The organism is Bacillus sp. RC240 (genome assembly GCF_044907945.1).
Taxonomy (GTDB): domain Bacteria; phylum Bacillota; class Bacilli; order Bacillales; family Bacillaceae_G; genus Bacillus_A; species Bacillus_A mycoides.
In genome coordinates this window covers 1-17994 of sequence record NZ_JBIYCT010000018.1, presented here as the reverse complement: position 1 = coordinate 17994, position 17994 = coordinate 1, and the positions used below count along the sequence as shown (strand labels likewise).

Annotated in this window: 17 protein-coding genes and 1 other annotated feature; of the genes, 11 read left to right on the top strand and 6 right to left on the bottom strand. The window is 36.8% G+C overall.

All coding sequences use genetic code 11. The features are described from left to right. Positions 1–9: 9 nt before the first annotated feature. From ABH955_RS28010 to leuS, 10 genes are all read left to right on the top strand, one after another. Entirely contained in the window at positions 10–159 is a 150-nt protein-coding gene (locus ABH955_RS28010; protein WP_001129345.1) for a hypothetical protein, read from the top strand. A 136-nt stretch (positions 160–295) separates the two neighbouring features. Beyond that, positions 296–1318, top strand: a complete 1023-nt coding sequence (locus tag ABH955_RS28005) for a DUF418 domain-containing protein (protein ID WP_404491900.1) — start codon at positions 296–298, stop codon at positions 1316–1318. 239 nt (positions 1319–1557) lie between these two features. Next, on the top strand, positions 1558–2319 hold the full coding sequence (locus tag ABH955_RS28000) for an ABC transporter ATP-binding protein (RefSeq protein WP_002129519.1): 762 nt from the start codon (positions 1558–1560) through the stop codon (positions 2317–2319). 16 nt (positions 2320–2335) lie between these two features. Next, a complete protein-coding gene (locus ABH955_RS27995) occupies positions 2336–4195 on the top strand; it encodes an FtsX-like permease family protein (protein ID WP_404491898.1) in 1860 nt (619 codons plus the stop codon). A 157-nt stretch (positions 4196–4352) separates the two neighbouring features. Beyond that, complete coding sequence (locus ABH955_RS27990) at positions 4353–4541, top strand: hypothetical protein (protein WP_002067637.1); 189 nt, start codon at positions 4353–4355, stop codon at positions 4539–4541. Between the two features lie 112 nt (positions 4542–4653). Beyond that, complete coding sequence (locus tag ABH955_RS27985) at positions 4654–5220, top strand: tyrosine-type recombinase/integrase (RefSeq protein ID WP_404491896.1); 567 nt, start codon at positions 4654–4656, stop codon at positions 5218–5220. 40 nt (positions 5221–5260) lie between these two features. Further along, entirely contained in the window at positions 5261–5758 is a 498-nt protein-coding gene (locus ABH955_RS27980) for a cation:proton antiporter regulatory subunit (protein WP_002067641.1), read from the top strand. 3 nt (positions 5759–5761) lie between these two features. Beyond that, positions 5762–6985: a cation:proton antiporter gene (locus tag ABH955_RS27975; protein ID WP_404491895.1), complete on the top strand. Its 1224-nt coding sequence runs from the start codon at positions 5762–5764 to the stop codon at positions 6983–6985. Positions 6986–7175: 190 nt separating this feature from the next. Continuing rightward, positions 7176–8369, top strand: coding sequence for an MDR family MFS transporter (locus ABH955_RS27970; protein WP_002089089.1), 1194 nt, complete (start codon positions 7176–7178; stop codon positions 8367–8369). 198 nt (positions 8370–8567) lie between these two features. Then, positions 8568–8786 (top strand) — a binding site (T-box leader). Between the two features lie 65 nt (positions 8787–8851). Further along, positions 8852–11260, top strand: a complete 2409-nt coding sequence (leuS, locus tag ABH955_RS27965) for a leucine--tRNA ligase (RefSeq protein WP_219301207.1) — start codon at positions 8852–8854, stop codon at positions 11258–11260. Positions 11261–11285: 25 nt separating this feature from the next. Here leuS and ABH955_RS27960 read toward each other — a convergent pair whose 3' ends face one another. After that, positions 11286–11714 (bottom strand): GNAT family N-acetyltransferase, encoded by a 429-nt coding sequence (locus ABH955_RS27960; protein WP_404443771.1) that lies wholly within the window; start codon positions 11712–11714, stop codon positions 11286–11288. Positions 11715–11871: 157 nt separating this feature from the next. On the opposite strand from ABH955_RS27960, the gene ABH955_RS27955 reads away from it, so the two are divergent. After that, positions 11872–12927, top strand: coding sequence for a VrrB protein (locus tag ABH955_RS27955; RefSeq protein WP_404491894.1), 1056 nt, complete (start codon positions 11872–11874; stop codon positions 12925–12927). 44 nt (positions 12928–12971) lie between these two features. Here the strand turns inward: ABH955_RS27955 and ABH955_RS27950 are convergent, their stop codons facing one another. From ABH955_RS27950 to ABH955_RS27930, 5 genes are all read right to left on the bottom strand, one after another. Beyond that, on the bottom strand, positions 12972–13394 hold the full coding sequence (locus ABH955_RS27950) for a pyrophosphohydrolase domain-containing protein (RefSeq protein WP_000180548.1): 423 nt from the start codon (positions 13392–13394) through the stop codon (positions 12972–12974). A gap of 249 nt (positions 13395–13643) precedes the next feature. Further along, the gene (locus ABH955_RS27945; RefSeq protein ID WP_002129504.1) at positions 13644–13829 is read right to left on the bottom strand and encodes a hypothetical protein; all 186 of its coding nucleotides are present in this window, start codon (positions 13827–13829) and stop codon (positions 13644–13646) included. Positions 13830–13922: 93 nt separating this feature from the next. Further along, the gene (locus ABH955_RS27940; protein WP_404491893.1) at positions 13923–15002 is read right to left on the bottom strand and encodes a Ger(x)C family spore germination protein; all 1080 of its coding nucleotides are present in this window, start codon (positions 15000–15002) and stop codon (positions 13923–13925) included. Next, on the bottom strand, positions 14978–16072 hold the full coding sequence (locus ABH955_RS27935) for a spore germination protein (protein WP_002015704.1): 1095 nt from the start codon (positions 16070–16072) through the stop codon (positions 14978–14980). Before ABH955_RS27935 ends, ABH955_RS27940 begins: the two co-directional genes overlap by 25 nt. A gap of 16 nt (positions 16073–16088) precedes the next feature. Further along, the coding region (locus tag ABH955_RS27930) for a spore germination protein (protein WP_404491891.1) at positions 16089–17994 on the bottom strand (1906 nt) is incomplete at its 5' end.

Genomic DNA, 17994 nt, shown 5'->3' with positions numbered 1-17994 from the left:
GTGAATGTAATGGCGAAACGTTCAGATCAAAATAATCCAGAGCAAAAAACACAAAATGGACATAACGCTGAATTTTCAAATGAACTTGATCCAGTTGTTCAAGTGAAACAGCGTAATAGTAAAAAGGGACAACCTCAAAGATCGAAGCAATCAGAGTAAACCAGGTCGCAATATGACCTGGTTTTATTTTGTTATATGACAATAATGTAAGATTTCTGTAAGGTTTTCCGATAGTTGTAAGCTTACTTTTCCAGTAGAGTAAGGGAGGATTTAATTTAGGACAAGGAGTTGTATTATGGGGAACAATATTACAAACAAACGAATTGATGAGTTAGATTACATTCGTGGCTTCGCATTACTGGGGATTATTTTAGTAAATATTTTGGCGTTACTTAATATTAAAGTTCCAGACCCTAATACAGTGGATGCAAGTTATCAAAGGTTTCTATACTTATTTGTAGAAGGTCGTTTCTTCTCAATCTTTTCATTCTTATTTGGAGTAGGATTCTATATCTTCATCACAAGAGCGATTGTAAAAGGGAAGAATGGATATGTTTTATTTTTACGCCGCTTAGTTGCACTATTTATTTTTGGTTTGATTCATCAAATGTTTCAGCCCGGAGAAGCACTAGCGTTATACGCAATTTGTGGATTAGTCACTTTACCATTTTATAAAGTGAAGAAGCAAATAAATTTAGTAATCGGTCTTATTCTTACGATAGTTTTTAGTATTATGGCGGCTAAGGAATTATTGCCTGTAGGTTTAATTTTATTAGGTCTTGCTGCAGGACAGTACAAAATATTTGAAAATCTTTCAGCGAAAATAAAGCAAGTCGCTATTTTTACAGGAGTTATGTTTGTTTTAAGTGTGATAGCTTTATGGTATCAATATGGGCACGTTCCTGCTAATCCATTTGTAAATATGATACTTATGACTGAGGATGGAACAATGGATGCTGCAGGTCAGTTTTTAAAAATTGGTGTTACAGTTGGACCAATTATTTCAGCTTTCTATGTAGGAGCATTAATTTTATTACTTCAGTTAAAACCAGTTCAAGCATTGTTAGCGCCACTGAAATACTATGGTCGTATGGCTTTAACAAATTATATTGGACAAACTGCAATGATTTTAATTGCAGGCAGTGTATTTAATTTTGCAGGAAACTTAACGTACATGCAGACGCTATATGTGTGTATCGCAATTTATGCAATTCAAATTATTTTCAGTGTGATTTGGATGAAAATCTTTAAAATGGGTCCATTAGAATGGATTTGGCGTGTTATTACATATTGGACGGTAACGCCTTTAAAGAAATAAGAGTAGGAAATAGGCTGTTCCACATGCGAAACAGCCTATTTTTATTGTCATCTTTTGTCGGTAAGTCGATATATTTGAAAAATCGCTGATAAAATTGCATTTACTAATGAAAAAACTAAGCTTACATGCTCAGTTTTTTTTCTTACAAAAGTGTAAGGTAATTGTAATGTTAATAAATAGCAGTTCACCTCCAAAAGGCGCAAAATAGGTAATGGAAAAACAAGCGTAGGAGGATATATATGACGAAACCAGTTGTAGACGTGAAAAACGTTCAAAAAGTGTACGGTAAAAAAGGTGAGAACCAATCACACGCGTTAAAAGGTGTATCATTCTCAATTCAAGAGGGTGAATTTGTTGGTATTATGGGACCATCTGGTTCTGGTAAAACGACATTATTAAATGTAATTTCAACGCTTGATAAAGCAACGGGTGGCGTTGTTGAAATTGCGGGTACGGACATTACGAAAATGAAGCAAGGTGAGCTTTCTGATTTCCGTTCGCAAAAGTTAGGATTCATTTTCCAAGACTTTAACTTATTAGAGAACTTATCTATTTATGAGAACATTGCACTTCCACTTTCACTTCAAGGTGTTTCATCACGTAATATTGGACCGAAAGTAGAGAAGGTAGCGGATATGTTAGGGATTACAGAAATTCTTCAAAAGTATCCAACTGAAGTATCCGGTGGACAGAAACAACGTTCAGCAGCAGCACGCGCACTAGTGCATGAGCCGGCAATTATTTTAGGAGACGAGCCAACAGGAGCTCTTGATTCGAAAAATGCAGCAAGTTTACTTGATGCGATGACAAACTTAAATGAAGAACAAGGCGTATCTATTATGATGGTTACGCATGATCCATACAGTGCAAGTTACTGTCAGCGTATTTTATTCATTCAAGATGGCGAGCTATATAAAGAAATTCACCGCGGTGGTACGCGTGAAGAATTCTATAAAGAAATTTTAGATGTGCTTGCAGACTTAGGCACACAAAAAGCGTAAGAAAGGAGGCATGGGCATGTTATTTAAACTTTCCATGTCAGGGCTGAAAAGTAAGCTAAAAGATTACATCGTCTTACTTGTCGGTCTTGTCATGTCAATTTCAATTTTTTATATGTTCCAAACGTTAGCGCTGAATAAAGCGTTTATTGAATCTAATTCAGTGATTAAGTCTATCGGATTTGTATTCCAAGCAGGTTCATTTTTATTAGCAATAATAACCTTCTTCTATATTTTATATGCGAACTCTTTCTTATTATCTCTTCGTCAAAAAGAGTTTGGTATGTATATGATGTTAGGAGCAAAAAAGCATAAAGTTACATTACTTATGTTTATTGAAACAATCGTATTAGGTGCTGCGTCTCTTGCGATTGGACTTACAGTTGGTGTAGGACTTGCAGAAGGTATCGGTCAGTTATTAATGAAACAACTCGAATTTGCGGGTGAAGGCTATAAAGCATTTTATCTGCCATCTATGACTGTTACTTGCATCTTCTTCTTTGCACTATTTGTATTATCAGCAATTATGAACAGTATTAAGTTATCGCGTATTTCTGTACTGCAACTTGTACATGCAGATGCACAAACAGAACGTGTTGCAGTAAAAGGAAAAATGACAGGTTTAGTTGCATTCCTAGCGGTTATTTTATTAGGCATTGGCTATGCATCAATGATTTATATGGACAAACTAAGAGAGATGGGAATCCTTATTGCATTAATTACAACAACAGCTGGTACTTACATGCTGTTTGGATCGCTTCTTCCAGTTATTATTAAAAAGTTAAAAAGTAATAAAAAACGTAGTGAAAAAGGACTTAACGCTTTTACATTTGCACAATTAAACTTCCGTATTAATAGTTTAACGAAAGTGCTTGCGACAGTAGCGATGTTAGTTGCTCTTGGAGCTGGTGCGATTTCAGGTGGTATGGCGTTTAAAAATAACGTTATAAAAATGGTCGATGGTTTAGTAATATATGATTCAGTTGTTCATAATCCTACAGCTGAAGAAAAGAAAATTTTAGATGGTATTCCATTTAAAGAGAAAAATGAATATCGTTACAAAGTTGACGATAAATACGTTTACTATGTAAAAGAAGATTTAGAGAACAATCGTCCTTTAGTAAAAGATATGGCAAATATGGAATCGATGAAGGATTTAGTAAATACGAAAAAAGTTTCAGAGGAACTACCAGTAGGTGCAGTTTCTAGAGAAATGAATGAAAAAGATGCGAACGCTAAAGAACTTCCAGGAGAATGGGTTGATGCTTTTAGTACAATCCAGCCATATTATATATACGAAGATCATGCAATTAAAATTGTAGATCAAAAAATGTACGATGGGATAAATGGTAAAGAAGGTATAGCATTTATCGGAAAAACAGATGATTTCTTAACATATACAAAAGAATGGAAAAAACTTGACGAGTTGCAACTAGATAAATATAAAAATGTAACAGCTGAAAGAATGAACAGTAAATATCAAGCTTACGATATGTTCTACGGTGTTGCGAGTGGAACAGTGTTTATGGGCTTCTTCCTTGGAATTGCATTCTTAGCAATGATGGCAAGTTGTTTAATGTTTAAAATTCTTTCTGGTGCATCAAAAGATATTACACGTTATCAAATGCTTCGTAAAATCGGAGTGCGCCATGAATTATTAACGAAATCAATTTATAAAGAGTTGTTCTTAGTATTCTTATTCCCAGCAATTGTAGGTATTGCCCACGTATTAGTTGGTATGAATATTTTCGGTTTCATTTTAGTGGATCCGTATTTCCGTATTTGGGTACCGATTGTAATTTTCGTAGTCATTTATGCAATTTACTACTTCATTACAGTTCAATTGTATAAAGGAATTGTTCTTCCGAAAGAAGATTAATAACGAAAAATACCGAGCAGAGGGTGCTCGGTATTTTTATTATTTTCAGAAAAAATAATAAAAAACGTTGATATGTTACTTAATTGTATTATAGAATGTAATTAAGTAACATAAACTGAATGTATAAAGTAGCAGGAACTGAAAGGAGGAATCTAAATTGCAGAAAGAAGATGGATCTTTATTTGAAGTTATAGGTATAGCGCTAAGGTCCAAAGAAGTTTTACTATTTTCATTTTTATCCCTCGTTATTTTTCTAACCGCAACGTATTTTTACAATAGTAAGTTTCCAAATCATAAATATCCAGAATTTTTAGGTGCATTAAAGTATATCGCTCCAATTGTATAGCGTAAAAAATTTAAAAGGAAATGGATAATACATGGAATTCCCATAGCATGATAAGGTAAAATGGACAACATGATGAGAAAATTACCGTTCATAAGATGAGGAGAATACATGTATGGAAGTTGTAGAGGCATTAAAAAATATAAGCCAAATTGAGGCTATGAAAAAATATTTAAAAGAGCATTCACAGCGAGATTATCTTTTATTTGTTATTGGAATTAACACAGGTTTAAAAATTACTGAACTACTGAGTATTAAATTTGAAGATGTATTAAATGAAGATGGAACTGTTAAAGAGTTTTATTCTCTTCCTGTGAAAGATGAAAAGTTTAAACAAGATATTTATTTAAATACAAAAGTAAAAGAAGCGCTTTTAGCGTACGTACAATCTATTGATGTTAAAAGGGAAAACTACGTATTTCAATCTAATAAAACGAAAAATTCAATTACGCGTCAACAAGCTTATCGTGTGATTCATAACGCTGCGGAAGCAGTTGGAATTCTTGGAAAGATTGGAACGAACTCAATGAGAAAAACATTTGGGTTTCACGCGTACAAAAGAGGAATAGCGATTGCGCTATTACAAAAACATTTTCATCACGCGACCCCATCAGAAACGCTCAAGTATTTAGGGATATCAAAAGATGAAAAGTTTAAAACAGAGATTGATGTAGATTTGTAAAAGGAAAGAGCCGTAACTAAAAAAATTAGGAGGCGGGAATATGAACATTAGAGAGAGTGAACTACCAGGCATTGGATGTAAATTTGAAGTGATAACAAAAGGTAATGAAAAAATGGTTATTGTTATTCACGATGATGGAAGAAGGGAAATGTATCATTTTGATGCCGATCATGATGAGAGTATTTCAAGCATTTCTCTTCGCGATTCTGAAGCGAGGCAAATTGCGGCTATATTAGGCGGGATGGTCTATAGGCCACAAGCGTTAGACACGATTGAGATGGCTTTTGAAGGATTATCAATTGAGTGGTTTAAAATAGAAAATAACGCACCAGTGGTTCAGAAAACAATTGGTAGTTTAAGTGTTAGAAAAACATATAACGTAACAATCATTGCTATTTTGAAAAAGAATATGAAGAAATTTTTCAATCCAGGTCCAGATTCTATCATTGAAGCTGGCGATATGCTCGTATTATCGGGCGAAAGACATGAAGTGAAGAGAATTATTAATGAGTTGCTTTCAGCGGGAGGTGACTCATAATCGATGGATACTTTAGTCTTTGAAGTTGGAACTGCGTTAGTATTAGTAGCTTTTGCAGCAATCCTCGCTGCAAAGTTAAAGTTCTCGATTATTCCGTTTCTCATTATACTCGGTATGTTAGTGGGTCCTCATGCCCCAGATTTAGGACTTATCGATTTAAGGTTTATTGAAAGCGGAGAAGTTATTTCCTTCCTCGGCCGTGTAGGCGTCATATTCCTCCTATTCTATTTAGGCTTAGAATTCTCAATAAAAAAATTAATTAAATCAGGAAAGTCGATTGCTTTTGGGGGTAGTGTTCATATATCGCTTAATTTCATATTAGGTTTACTTTATGGATATGTTATGGGATTCCCCTTACTAGAAACATTAATTATTGCTGGAATTATTACAATCTCATCGAGTGCAATTGTAGCGAAAGTAATTGTTGATTTAAGAAGATCTGGTAATAAAGAGACAGAGCTAATTTTAGGAATCATTATGTTTGATGATATCTTTTTAGCTGTATATTTATCAGTTGTTTCAGGATTAGTACTCGGAGGTGCAACATCATTTGTAGGTGCTCTTACATCGGTGTTAATCGCAGTAGGGTATATGCTCCTATTCTTTGTAATCGCTAGAAAAGCTACGCCGTTCCTAAATAAAGTATTAGATATTTCGTCAAACGAAATTTTTATTATCGTAATATTCGCTATTTTATTCTTTGTAGCAGGATTTTCAGAAACAATTCATGTTGCGGAAGCGATTGGGGCTTTATTGTTAGGACTCGTCTTTTCAGAAACAGAGCATAGTGACCGGATCGAGCATCTCGTCGTCCCGTTTCGTGATTTCTTTGGAGCTATATTTTTCTTCAGCTTCGGTTTAAGTATAGATCCGTTTTCGCTTGGAGGAGCAGTATGGTTGGCATTAGGAGCAGTTTTCATTACTCTCATCGGTAATTTTACAGCTGGAATGATTGCAGGGCGTAAAGCCGGGTTATCGCATAAGGCTTCTACGAATATCGGTTTAACACTTATATCACGTGGGGAATTCTCCATTATTGTCGCGAATCTCGGAATAGCGGGTGGCTTAATGGCAACGATTAAACCATTCTCAGCTTTATATGTTTTAATATTGGCGTCGCTAGGGCCATTATTAACGAAGGAGTCTGGGAGAATATACTCTCTACTAGACAAAATATTTAAATGGAGTGCTAAAGAAAGTGCAAAACGTAAAAAGGAAGTTGGATAACCTTTCGCGAGGGAACGATTCCATTATTTATAGATTAATATTTTACAAAGACGATTAGAATACATTCTAATCGTCTTTGTGCTATTATCTGAATTTCATCAACTATTAATCAGTTGCCTTCCTATTTAAAAACGACTACAATTTTACTGTTATATATATGAACGAAAAAAAGAGAATAGGAGGGGAGACTATGCCAAGGAAAGTATGGCTATTAGTAGCTGGGATGATTATTAATGTCACGGGTGCTTCTTTTTTATGGCCTTTTAATACAATTTACTTACATGATAGTTTAGGGAAATCTTTATCAGTAGCCGGAATGGTATTAATGATCAACTCGCTTACTGGTGTAATCGGAAACTTGCTCGGCGGTGTTTTATTTGATAAATGGGGCGGTTATAAATCAATTTTAGTAGGGATTGTCATTACACTTGTATCGATTTTAGGTCTTGTATTTTTCCATGGTTGGCCATTATATGTTGTGTGGCTAGCATTAATCGGATTCGGTTCTGGAATGGTGTTTCCATCGATGTATGCGATGGTCGGTACGGTTTGGCCAGAAGGAGGGAGACGAGCGTTCAATGCAATGTATGTTGGACAAAACGTTGGGATTGCGATTGGAACAGCGTGCGGTGGATTAGTTGCGTCTTATCGTTTTGATTATATTTTCTTAGCGAACTTTATTTTATATTTTATTTTCTTCTTAATTGCGTTTATTGGATTTCGTGGTATGGAAGCAAAAAAAGAGCAAGAGGTACAAAAAGAAGCCGAAACGAAAAAAGGTTGGTCACTTACACCTGGCTTCAAAGCGCTTCTAATCGTATGTGTAGCATATGCTTTATGCTGGGTTACATACGTACAGTGGCAAGGGGCAATTGCGACTCATATGCGAGAATTAGATATTAGCCTCCGCCATTATAGTTTATTATGGACGATAAACGGGGCGATGATTGTTTGTGCGCAGCCACTTGTTAGTATGTTAATTCGCTGGATGAAGCGTTCTTTAAAACAACAAATTATGATTGGAATCGTCATTTTTGCGGCGTCATTTATTGTGTTAAGTCAAGCGCAGCAATTTACGATGTTTCTCGTTGCGATGGTGACATTAACAATTGGTGAATTATTCGTATGGCCGGCAGTTCCGACCATCGCAAATATACTTGCACCGAAAGATAAGCTAGGATTTTATCAAGGTGTTGTAAATAGCGCAGCGACTGTAGGGAAAATGTTCGGACCGGTCGTTGGCGGAGCGATTGTTGACTTATACAATATGGAAGTATTGTTTATTGCGATCATGGTAATGCTTGTAGTAGCGCTTATAGCAACGAGTATTTATGATAGACGAGTAAAAGTAGAAGAAACAGTTGAAGAAAAAATTGCAGTTTAGTTTGACGGAACATGCAACATGTTTTAGAATATATTTAAATAAATAGTAATAAAATATCCTTTGGAACAAGGGAGTTAGCTCGGCTGTCCTAAGACGAATTCGTTAGTTAGCAAGAGTAACGATTAACCGAGAAGCCCTCGCTTCAAGTAAGCTCTTAAGAGATACTAAGTGGTGGGTAGTTCACATTAACTCATATTTGTAATAACAGTGAGAAGGAGTAGTAGTAATAGAAGCTGGTTTAGAGAGTTGACGGTCGGTGCAAGTCAATCCACGTTTCGTTATGAACTCGCCTTTGAGTTGCAGTTGTGAAATCATTAGTAGCAATTGCCGTTAATCCACGTTACGGATCTAAGCGAATGTATTTATTACATTAATTTAGGGTGGTACCGCGGGAATCTATAACCTCTCGTCCCTTTCTAGGGATGAGAGGTTTTTTGTATTTTGGGCGGTGAAAATAAATAGAATTTCAAGGAGGGTATCTCATGAGCTTTAATCATCAAGAAATTGAGAAGAAGTGGCAAGGGCATTGGGAAGAGAATAAAACATTCCGTACGCCAGATGAAACAGAAAAACCAAAATTTTATGCACTAGATATGTTCCCATATCCATCAGGTGCAGGCTTACACGTAGGTCATCCAGAAGGTTATACAGCGACAGATATTTTATCTCGTATGAAGCGTATGCAAGGATATAACGTTCTTCATCCAATGGGATGGGATGCATTCGGTCTTCCAGCAGAGCAATATGCACTTGATACTGGGAATAGCCCGGCTGAATTTACAGAGCTTAATATTAATACGTTCCGTAATCAAATTAAAGCATTAGGCTTCTCTTACGATTGGGATCGTGAAGTAAATACAACAGATCCAACCTACTACAAGTGGACACAATGGATCTTCCTAAAACTATTTGAAAAAGGTTTAGCTTACGTTGATGAAGTACCTGTAAACTGGTGCCCAGCACTTGGTACAGTACTTGCAAACGAAGAAATCATTGACGGTAAGAGTGAGCGCGGTGGACATCCAGTTGAGCGTCGTCCGATGAGACAGTGGATGTTAAAAATTACAGCTTACGGAGATCGTCTATTAGAAGATCTAGATGAGCTTAATTGGCCAGAAAGCTTAAAAGACATGCAACGTAACTGGATCGGTCGTTCTGAAGGTGCAGAAGTACACTTCAACATCGACGGTACAGATGAGAAGTTCACAGTTTTCACAACGCGTCCTGATACACTATTTGGTGCAACATACTGTGTACTTGCTCCGGAACATGCGCTTGTTGCAGAAATTACAACACCAGAACAAAAAGAAGCTGTAGAAGCTTACATTAATTCTGTAAAAATGAAGAGTGACCTAGAGCGTACAGAACTTGCGAAAGAAAAAACTGGTGTATTCACTGGTGCTTACGCAGTTAACCCAGTAAACGGTGAGAAATTACCAATCTGGATCGCTGATTATGTTCTTGCAACTTACGGAACAGGTGCTGTAATGGCAGTTCCAGCTCACGATGAGCGTGACTATGAATTCGCATCAACGTTCAATCTTCCAATGAAGGAAGTTGTAAAAGGCGGAGACATTTCGAAAGAAGCATATACAGGTGATGGTGCGCACGTAAACTCAGCATTCCTTGATGGTTTAAATAAAGAAGAAGCAATTGTAAAAATGATTGAGTGGCTTGAAGTAACAAGCGCAGGAAATCAAAAAGTAACGTACCGTCTACGTGACTGGTTATTTAGTCGCCAACGTTACTGGGGTGAGCCAATTCCAGTAATCCATTGGGAAGATGGTACAATGACAGCTGTGAAAGAAGAAGAATTACCATTAGTTCTTCCGAAAACAGAGAATATTCGTCCTTCAGGTACAGGTGAATCACCACTTGCAAACATTGAAGAGTGGGTAAATGTTGTTGATCCTGAAACTGGTAAAAAAGGTCGTCGTGAAACGAATACAATGCCGCAATGGGCTGGTAGCTGCTGGTACTACCTACGCTACATCGATCCAAACAACAGCGAAGCACTTGTAGACCCTGAAAAAGTAAAACAATGGCTTCCAGTTGATATTTATATCGGTGGAGCAGAGCACGCTGTACTTCACTTACTATATGCTCGTTTCTGGCATAAAGTATTATATGATATCGGTGTAGTTCCAACGAAAGAACCGTTCCAACAATTATTCAACCAAGGTATGATCTTAGGTGAAAACAACGAGAAAATGAGTAAATCAAAAGGTAACGTTGTAAACCCGGATGATATCGTAGCAAGCCATGGTGCAGATACACTTCGTCTATACGAAATGTTCATGGGACCATTAGATGCTTCAATTGCTTGGTCTGAAAATGGTCTTGACGGAGCTCGTCGCTTCCTAGACCGCGTATGGCGCCTATTCATTCAAGAGAACGGTGAATTAAGTGAGAAAATTACTGATGCACCAAACAAAGATCTTGAAAAAGCTTACCACCAAACAGTGAAGAAAGTAACAGAAGACTATGCAGAGCTTCGCTTCAACACAGCGATTTCTCAAATGATGGTATTCATCAACGATGCATACAAAGCTGAAACACTTCCGAAAGAATATGTAGAAGGTTTCGTAAAAATGATTGCACCAGTTGCACCTCACATCGGGGAAGAACTATGGAGCAAACTTGGATACAGTGAAACAATCACATATGCAAGCTGGCCAACATTTGATGAGTCTAAACTTGTAGAAGATGAAGTTGAAATCGTTGTTCAAATTATGGGCAAAGTTCGCACAAAACTAACAATGAGTAAAGACGCATCAAAAGAAGAAATGGAACAACTTGCACTTGAGGCAATCAAAGAACAAATTGAAGGGAAAACAGTTCGTAAAGTAATTGTTGTTCCTGGAAAACTTGTTAACGTTGTTGCAAACTAATGATTGAAAGAAAAGCTCAGAGCGTTTATGCTCTGAGCTTTTTTGTGTAGAAAATAATCTCTGGATCACCTTCATCTAAATTTTCAACTATTCCACTACGTACAAATCCATTCGCATTAAAAACGGTTTGCATACTCTCATTCGATTCATTCGTTGAAGAAAATATTTTTTGAGTAGGAGAATGAGTTAACATATATGAGATTAATGAGCTTGCATGACCTTGTCTTCTTTTCGTTGGCGAAACAATGATTAATGAGAGGAAAGTATAACCAAAGAAATTTGTATCGTATGTTAGAAAACCAGAAATGGAATTGTCCTCTTTTGCAATGATGCAGGTTCCTTCATCAATAGCGTGTTTAATATAATCTCGTCTACTATCGTCTCCGATCACATCAACATTTATTTGTAAGATTGAATCTAAATCGTCGATGGAAGCTTTTGCTACGTTCTCCAACGAAAACGCCTCCTTTGAAAAATAATCAGTTAATTTAGTTTATCATGAATGAAGAACGAAGAAAAAGGCGCGGAATTCCCATATAGACAAACACCTATTCTTCTATAGGAAATATGATGAAAAAGGTAGGTTAAATTGAACAGAAGAGGTGAAAGGAATGAAAGGGATGGACAATAATGCACCACATGGCTTCTTCGGAGGTGGATCGGATAGTTATGGACAAATGATGTTCATGGGAGGAGATGGTCAACACGGATATGGCGGAATTCCAAGTTGGATGGGAGGAGCAGCTGGAGGATTTCCGACGTCAGTGGCGGGTGTACAAACAGGATTCCCAACATCAGTAGCTGGAGTGCAAACAGGATTTCCGGCACTAGTAGGAGGTACACAAGGAGGAGTGCCTGTAGGTATGCCAACTACATTCCCATCTTTCGTTGGAGGCGTACAAACAGGGTTTCCTGTACCTGGCGTTGGTGTTGTAGCTGGTGGAATCGGCGGCTTCCCTCAAGGTGTTCACGGTCATCATGTGCATCATGAGCATCACGGTCATCACGGTCAGCATGTACATCATGAGCATCACGGCCATCACGGTCATCATCAACACCACGGCCATCACGGTCATCATCAACACCACGGCCATCATCAGCATCATGGCCATCATCAACAACAAGTACATCATCATGGTCATCATCAAATTCATCCGCAGGCTGTTCTTTATCAAACTCATCATCATGGTCACCAAGGCCAACATCAACACCATGGTCATCATAGTCACCAAGGCCAGCATCAACACCACGGTCATCATGGTCATCATCAACACCACGGCCACCATCAGCAACAAGTACATCACCAAGGTCATCATCAAATTCACCCGCAGGCTGTCCTTTATCAAACTCATCAAGGTCAACACCATCACCAAGGCCAACATCATCACCAAGGTCAACATCATCACCAAGGTCAACACCATCACCAAGGTCAACATCATCACCAAGGTCAACACCATCACCAAGGCCAACAGCATCATCAAGGCCAACAGCATCATCAAGGTCAACAGCATCATCAAGGTCAACAACAGCATCAGGGTCAACAACAATACCAACAATATCAGCAGCAACAACAGCCTTGGGGAGGTGGAATTGGAGCAGGGACGGCAGCAGGAGCAGCAGCTGGTACTGCAGGAGCAGCTGGACACGCGGGACACGTGGGTCATTAATAGACCAAAGGAAAAAAGACATAATAAAAAACTGCTAGGAGATCCTAGCAGTTTTTTTCAGCTTCTTGGCGCTGACGTTCGATTTCCGCACGAAGTTGTGGTTCCGGTGCTTGCCATCCTTCTGGCTTCATAATTTTGCCATCGCCCTCGCGGAATCGAGGCTTTCCATCAGGGAATAGTTTTGCCATGTTAGCATTGTTTACAATTTCAAATCCTTTATCTGGACGTACGCCCATTTCTGCAAACGTTCCGAATGCAAAGTAAATAAGGTCAATCAGTGCATCATATTGATCTTCAACAGTCGTTGCTTCTAGAAATTCTTCTAGCTCTTCTTGCATAAAGCTAGCACGAATTTTTGCACGCTCTTCTGTTAGTTTTGTTGGAGTATTTGTCACAGGATGTCCGAATTCTTCATGCATTTTTGCAACAAGTTCGTATCCTTTATCTAAACCTTTTTCGTTTGTCATGTTGTTTCATCCTTTCTTACGTTATGCCGAATTTTATCCCGCATTAACGGGCAGTAAGACTCCCACCTCAAAAGTCGCAAATGCGAGGAAGTGAGGTGGGAGATAACTGCCCGTAAAAGCCCGATTGGTGAAGGCTAATAATCAGTGGGTAATGGACAAAATCCCCACTGATTAAAGTTTCACTTTATTGTAACATAAGGTAGTTATTAAATAAAAAGAACATCTTATGAGAAATAAGATGTTCGCTCGTTATTCTTCTTTCTTAATTAAAACGGATAAAATAAGATCGATGCCAAACATTCCGATGAGTAGCATTGGTATAACTACAAGTAAATAACGTGTGAAAGAAACATTTTTTAAGTATGTATGAGCAAATAAAAAGACGCCGAGAAATAAAATACCGTTCAAAATAGGCTTTACTAATTTTTTAGACATAAGCTCCCCCGTGAATATCTTTTCTATCTATATTTGGTAATAAAAAACTCCTCTCTCCGTTGTATCATGCCGGAGAGAGGAGTTCAATCATTATCATTCAATTACACCAGAATTTGTAATGTTGACAGTGTATTTCACTTTAATTGGAACATCTTTATACATTCTTCGCCACTCTTCTAATTTGAATGAGCGATAATGTTGTCTATATTTTGCCCCCAGTCCAAGAGGATCAACATTTAGAGATTTAAATTGTTTAATAAGTTTTGTAGCTTTCACGTCTAATTGCTTTTCGACTGACTTAGCTATTTTTGTTGTATTTTTTTTGTTTTCTAAATTAAATTTTCTAGAGAGCTCCTGAATACGAGCTTCCATTTTCACATGAATATAGAAAGAAGGTTTTCCGTTTTTTATGTTTACTTCGTAGGTAGGGACGGAACGGATATTATTAATCATTGCATAGCCAGGATTGGTTTTAAATTCATGTGAGTCTAAGCGGTGCTTTTCTAGTAGTCCTTTGAAAACAAACATATCTTGGTACTTGATTGTTCCAACTAACTTATCCTTTTTTAAGAGACCGATACCAGTAATTTTTATTTTATCTCCATGTTTTTTCAGGATAGGCATATAAGAATCTTGTCCTTCACGGTAGTACCGAAAAGCACCTAAATATAAATTGTCAGTTGGTAAAGGGCCGGTTTCCATATTATGTTCTAACATTTTTTTTATATAAATTGCAACATTATAAGATGTACTGTATTTTCCTTTAAATAGTTCAGTACCACTTCCTTCTAATAGTCCCACATACAGTGAATTACCAATATTCACATCACGAATTAATGTGTCAAAGGAGGTGGATAATCCTTTTTTAGCAACCTTTGTTGTGAATAAGGCAACACGCATTTGACCGCTTGCGAACGGTTGCGAAGATTCTAAAGATGTATCTGCCTTTACTTGTTTTACTGCGTTTCCTGTTCCCTCATAAACTTGAACTTTATTGCCCTTTTTTTGTATAGGACAAACAAATGTAACTTTTACTTTATTATCTTTTGCTGTATCGAAGACAGTTCCTTGAATGAGTTGAACATCATCAATAATATTTTTTTGTAAGCAACCAGTTAGACTGAAGATACTGATGCAAATAAGAAGTATTAATTTTCTTTTGGTTTTTTCCATTTTCTTTTCACCCACACAATAATAAATAGAATTGGGATGTATACATATATAAGCCAAAAACTAACTTTAGATGTATTGCTAATAAAATCATTAATATCATGCCTGTTCGTTAAAAGTTGTGAAACAACTAAGGTGATAAGCATAAAGGCGATTAAAATACTACGTTGCTTAACACGAAAGATTTCATGAGTTCCTCTAGTAGCAGCCCATAAAGGTAGAATAAAGCTCGTAACAATAACGAGAGCATAAGCGGAAATAGCAATATACTCAAGTCGCTCTATAAAAGGAAGCTTAATAACTTGTGTCATTGAAAGTTGAGACCAAATTGTTTTGAGTAGTTGTTTTTCACTAAAGAAAGTAAAAGCGAGAATAGTACTAAACAAATATAAGCAGTTAGAGAATAATGCCCCATATTGTGCGAATTTATGGGACTTCTCTGGCTCTTTAACAAACGGATAAACCATAAGAAAAATTTCAAACCCTGTCATACTATAAATAGATAGTTTGGCCGCTTTCAAAATATCGGTAAAAGAATGTGAAAACATCGGAAGTAAATTATCCCAATGTGCGAATTTCAAAATAAAAAGACTTAGAAAAAGATATCCTAAGGTCCCGCCAACAGAAATGACACAAATGCCTGTAATGACGCGGAAGCCTGATGAAATAATGTAATAACTTATTAAGCATAAAAAGAATGTGAGCATCCAGGTGGATGCACTAGGAAACATCCATACTTGAATAATTTCGACATATGTTCTAACTACAGAAATACTTACAATAAAAAAATAAGCCATAAAGATGATACTAATGCCGTTTCCTAGCCATTTCCCAAATGTTTGCCGATGTAAATCAATTAAATTTCCGTTTGTTTCTTTTAATAAGAAATACATCATCCATATAAGAATATGGATACCGATTCCTGTAATTAAAACTCCCATCCAGCCGTCGTATCCAGCTGCCTTTGCAATGATTCGAGCGAATCCGAGAACACCAGCACCAAATTGTGCACCGTGAATTAAAAAGAAAACGAAGACGGGTGATATTTGGTGTTCTGCTTTAATTTTACTCATCGATGCACCTCATTTCTTAATCATCAAAATCTGACGTATGTTTTGTAGAAATTCCATTAGTTGCTTTCTTTACGTGTTGCGGTCTTGCTTGAACATCTCGAGTATCAATCATTGTTAATGGAAAACGAATCCAAGAATCTTTAAAGGATTGTTGTCTCGTTGGATAAAAGAGAGCGTACGGCTTACGTAAAGAAGTAAGTCTAAACAAATGGGTAAATAAAAAGATAAATCCAAGAGATATACCGAAGAGCCCACCTATTTCTGCAAATGCGAGAAATGGGAAACGTAGTAAACGAACAGCGTTACCCATTTTATAAATGGGCGTAATAAAGGAAGCTAACGCTGATAAAGCAACGATAATTAATAAAATATTACTCGTTAAACCAGCTTGTACAGATGCTTGCCCAATTACAATACCGCCTACAATACCTAGTGTTTGTCCAACTTTCATTGGTAATCGCGCGCCAGCTTCTCTTAATAAATCAATCGCAAGTTCCAAGAAAAGTGCTTCTATTAAAGGGGGAAATGGTACTTGAGCCCTTGATAAAATCAATGTTTCAAGTAAGTCACTCGGAACCAATTCATAATGATAATTCAAAACTGCAACGTATAATGGAGTTGCACAAATTGAGAATAGAACAGCGATCAATCTTAAAATTCTTGAGAATGTAGCGTACAGCCAAGAAACGTTATAGTCTTCTGGTGAAATGAAAAAATCGAAATATGATACAGGCGTTAATAGGACACTTGGAGAACCATCAACAAAAATAGCGATTTTTCCATCAATAAGTGCTTTTGTGACTCTATCAGTGCGTTCTGTATTTATATAGAGAGGAAAAATTGACTTTTCACCCATTAATTCCTGTATATAAGCACTATCGTTAATTTGATCATATTCAAGAGCTCGAAGTGATTCTTCTAGAAAGTCTACATTATCTTTTTCGGCAAGGTTGTCTAAATACATCATGACAACCTTTGTTTTTGAAAACTCTCCAATAATCATCTCTTTTGTGTGTAAATCTAAAACAGGAAGACGTTTTCGTACTAAATTAATATTCGTATCAATATCTTCTACGAATCCTTCTTGTGGCCCGATAACGGTGGATTCATTTAATGGAGGAGTTGGTGCACGATAATTATCAATTGCAATGTTTGCAAGCATACATTTTTGATCTTGCTGATTTAATTGAATAATTGCATGTCCCTTTAAAACCATGTCCTCAATTTTTTGTAAGTCGTTCGTAATCGTTATACCACTCATTGGAATATGTTCTTTTAATTCTTCTAATGGAGCGCAAGGACGTTCCAAAAGAGTAGGCATTAAATACTTTTGCAATTTCTCACCATCAAGTGAAGGACGATAGTAAGAAATCCAATAAGGCATCGTGTCATCGTCAGATGTATGGTAATTAACAAAGTCACTAGACTGTTTCAGCTTCTTTATTAAATCTTGTAGAGAATGAATATGGTCACTTTCTGGTTTGCTAAAGTCATAAATGCTGTTACTTCCTGAGCTTTGCTGTTTGTTTTGAGAATTATCATCTTGCTTAGAATTTTGCTGTTTGTTTTGAGAAGAATCATCTTGCTTAGAATTTTGCTGCTTGTTTTGAGAAGTATCATCTTGCTTAGAATTTTGCTGTTTGTTTTGAGAAGAATCACCTTGTTTAGAACTTTGCTGTTTGTCTTGAGAAGAATCCTCTTGTTTAGAACTTTGCTGTTTGTCTTGAGAAGAGTCCTCTTGTTTAGAACCTTGCTGTTTGTTTTGAGAAGAATCCTCTTGCTTAGAACTTTGTTGTTTGTTTTGAGAATTATCCTCTTGTTTAGAGTTTTGCTGTTTGTCTTGAGAAGAATCCTCTTGTTTAGAACTTTGCTGTTTGTCTTGAGAAGAGTCCTCTTGTTTAGAACCTTGCTGTTTGTTTTGA

Coding starts and splice junctions, on each gene's coding strand:
- leuS (WP_219301207.1), top strand. CDS start 8,852: ATGAGCTTTAATCATCAAGAAATTGAGAAGAAGTGGCAAGGGCATTGG.
- ABH955_RS27955 (WP_404491894.1), top strand. CDS start 11,872: ATGAAAGGGATGGACAATAATGCACCACATGGCTTCTTCGGAGGTGGA.
- ABH955_RS28000 (WP_002129519.1), top strand. CDS start 1,558: ATGACGAAACCAGTTGTAGACGTGAAAAACGTTCAAAAAGTGTACGGT.
- ABH955_RS27945 (WP_002129504.1), bottom strand. CDS start 13,829: ATGTCTAAAAAATTAGTAAAGCCTATTTTGAACGGTATTTTATTTCTC.
- ABH955_RS27950 (WP_000180548.1), bottom strand. CDS start 13,394: ATGACAAACGAAAAAGGTTTAGATAAAGGATACGAACTTGTTGCAAAA.
- ABH955_RS27985 (WP_404491896.1), top strand. CDS start 4,654: ATGGAAGTTGTAGAGGCATTAAAAAATATAAGCCAAATTGAGGCTATG.
- ABH955_RS27970 (WP_002089089.1), top strand. CDS start 7,176: ATGCCAAGGAAAGTATGGCTATTAGTAGCTGGGATGATTATTAATGTC.
- ABH955_RS27980 (WP_002067641.1), top strand. CDS start 5,261: ATGAACATTAGAGAGAGTGAACTACCAGGCATTGGATGTAAATTTGAA.
- ABH955_RS28005 (WP_404491900.1), top strand. CDS start 296: ATGGGGAACAATATTACAAACAAACGAATTGATGAGTTAGATTACATT.
- ABH955_RS27975 (WP_404491895.1), top strand. CDS start 5,762: ATGGATACTTTAGTCTTTGAAGTTGGAACTGCGTTAGTATTAGTAGCT.
- ABH955_RS27995 (WP_404491898.1), top strand. CDS start 2,336: ATGTTATTTAAACTTTCCATGTCAGGGCTGAAAAGTAAGCTAAAAGAT.
- ABH955_RS28010 (WP_001129345.1), top strand. CDS start 10: ATGGCGAAACGTTCAGATCAAAATAATCCAGAGCAAAAAACACAAAAT.
- ABH955_RS27940 (WP_404491893.1), bottom strand. CDS start 15,002: ATGGAAAAAACCAAAAGAAAATTAATACTTCTTATTTGCATCAGTATC.
- ABH955_RS27935 (WP_002015704.1), bottom strand. CDS start 16,072: ATGAGTAAAATTAAAGCAGAACACCAAATATCACCCGTCTTCGTTTTC.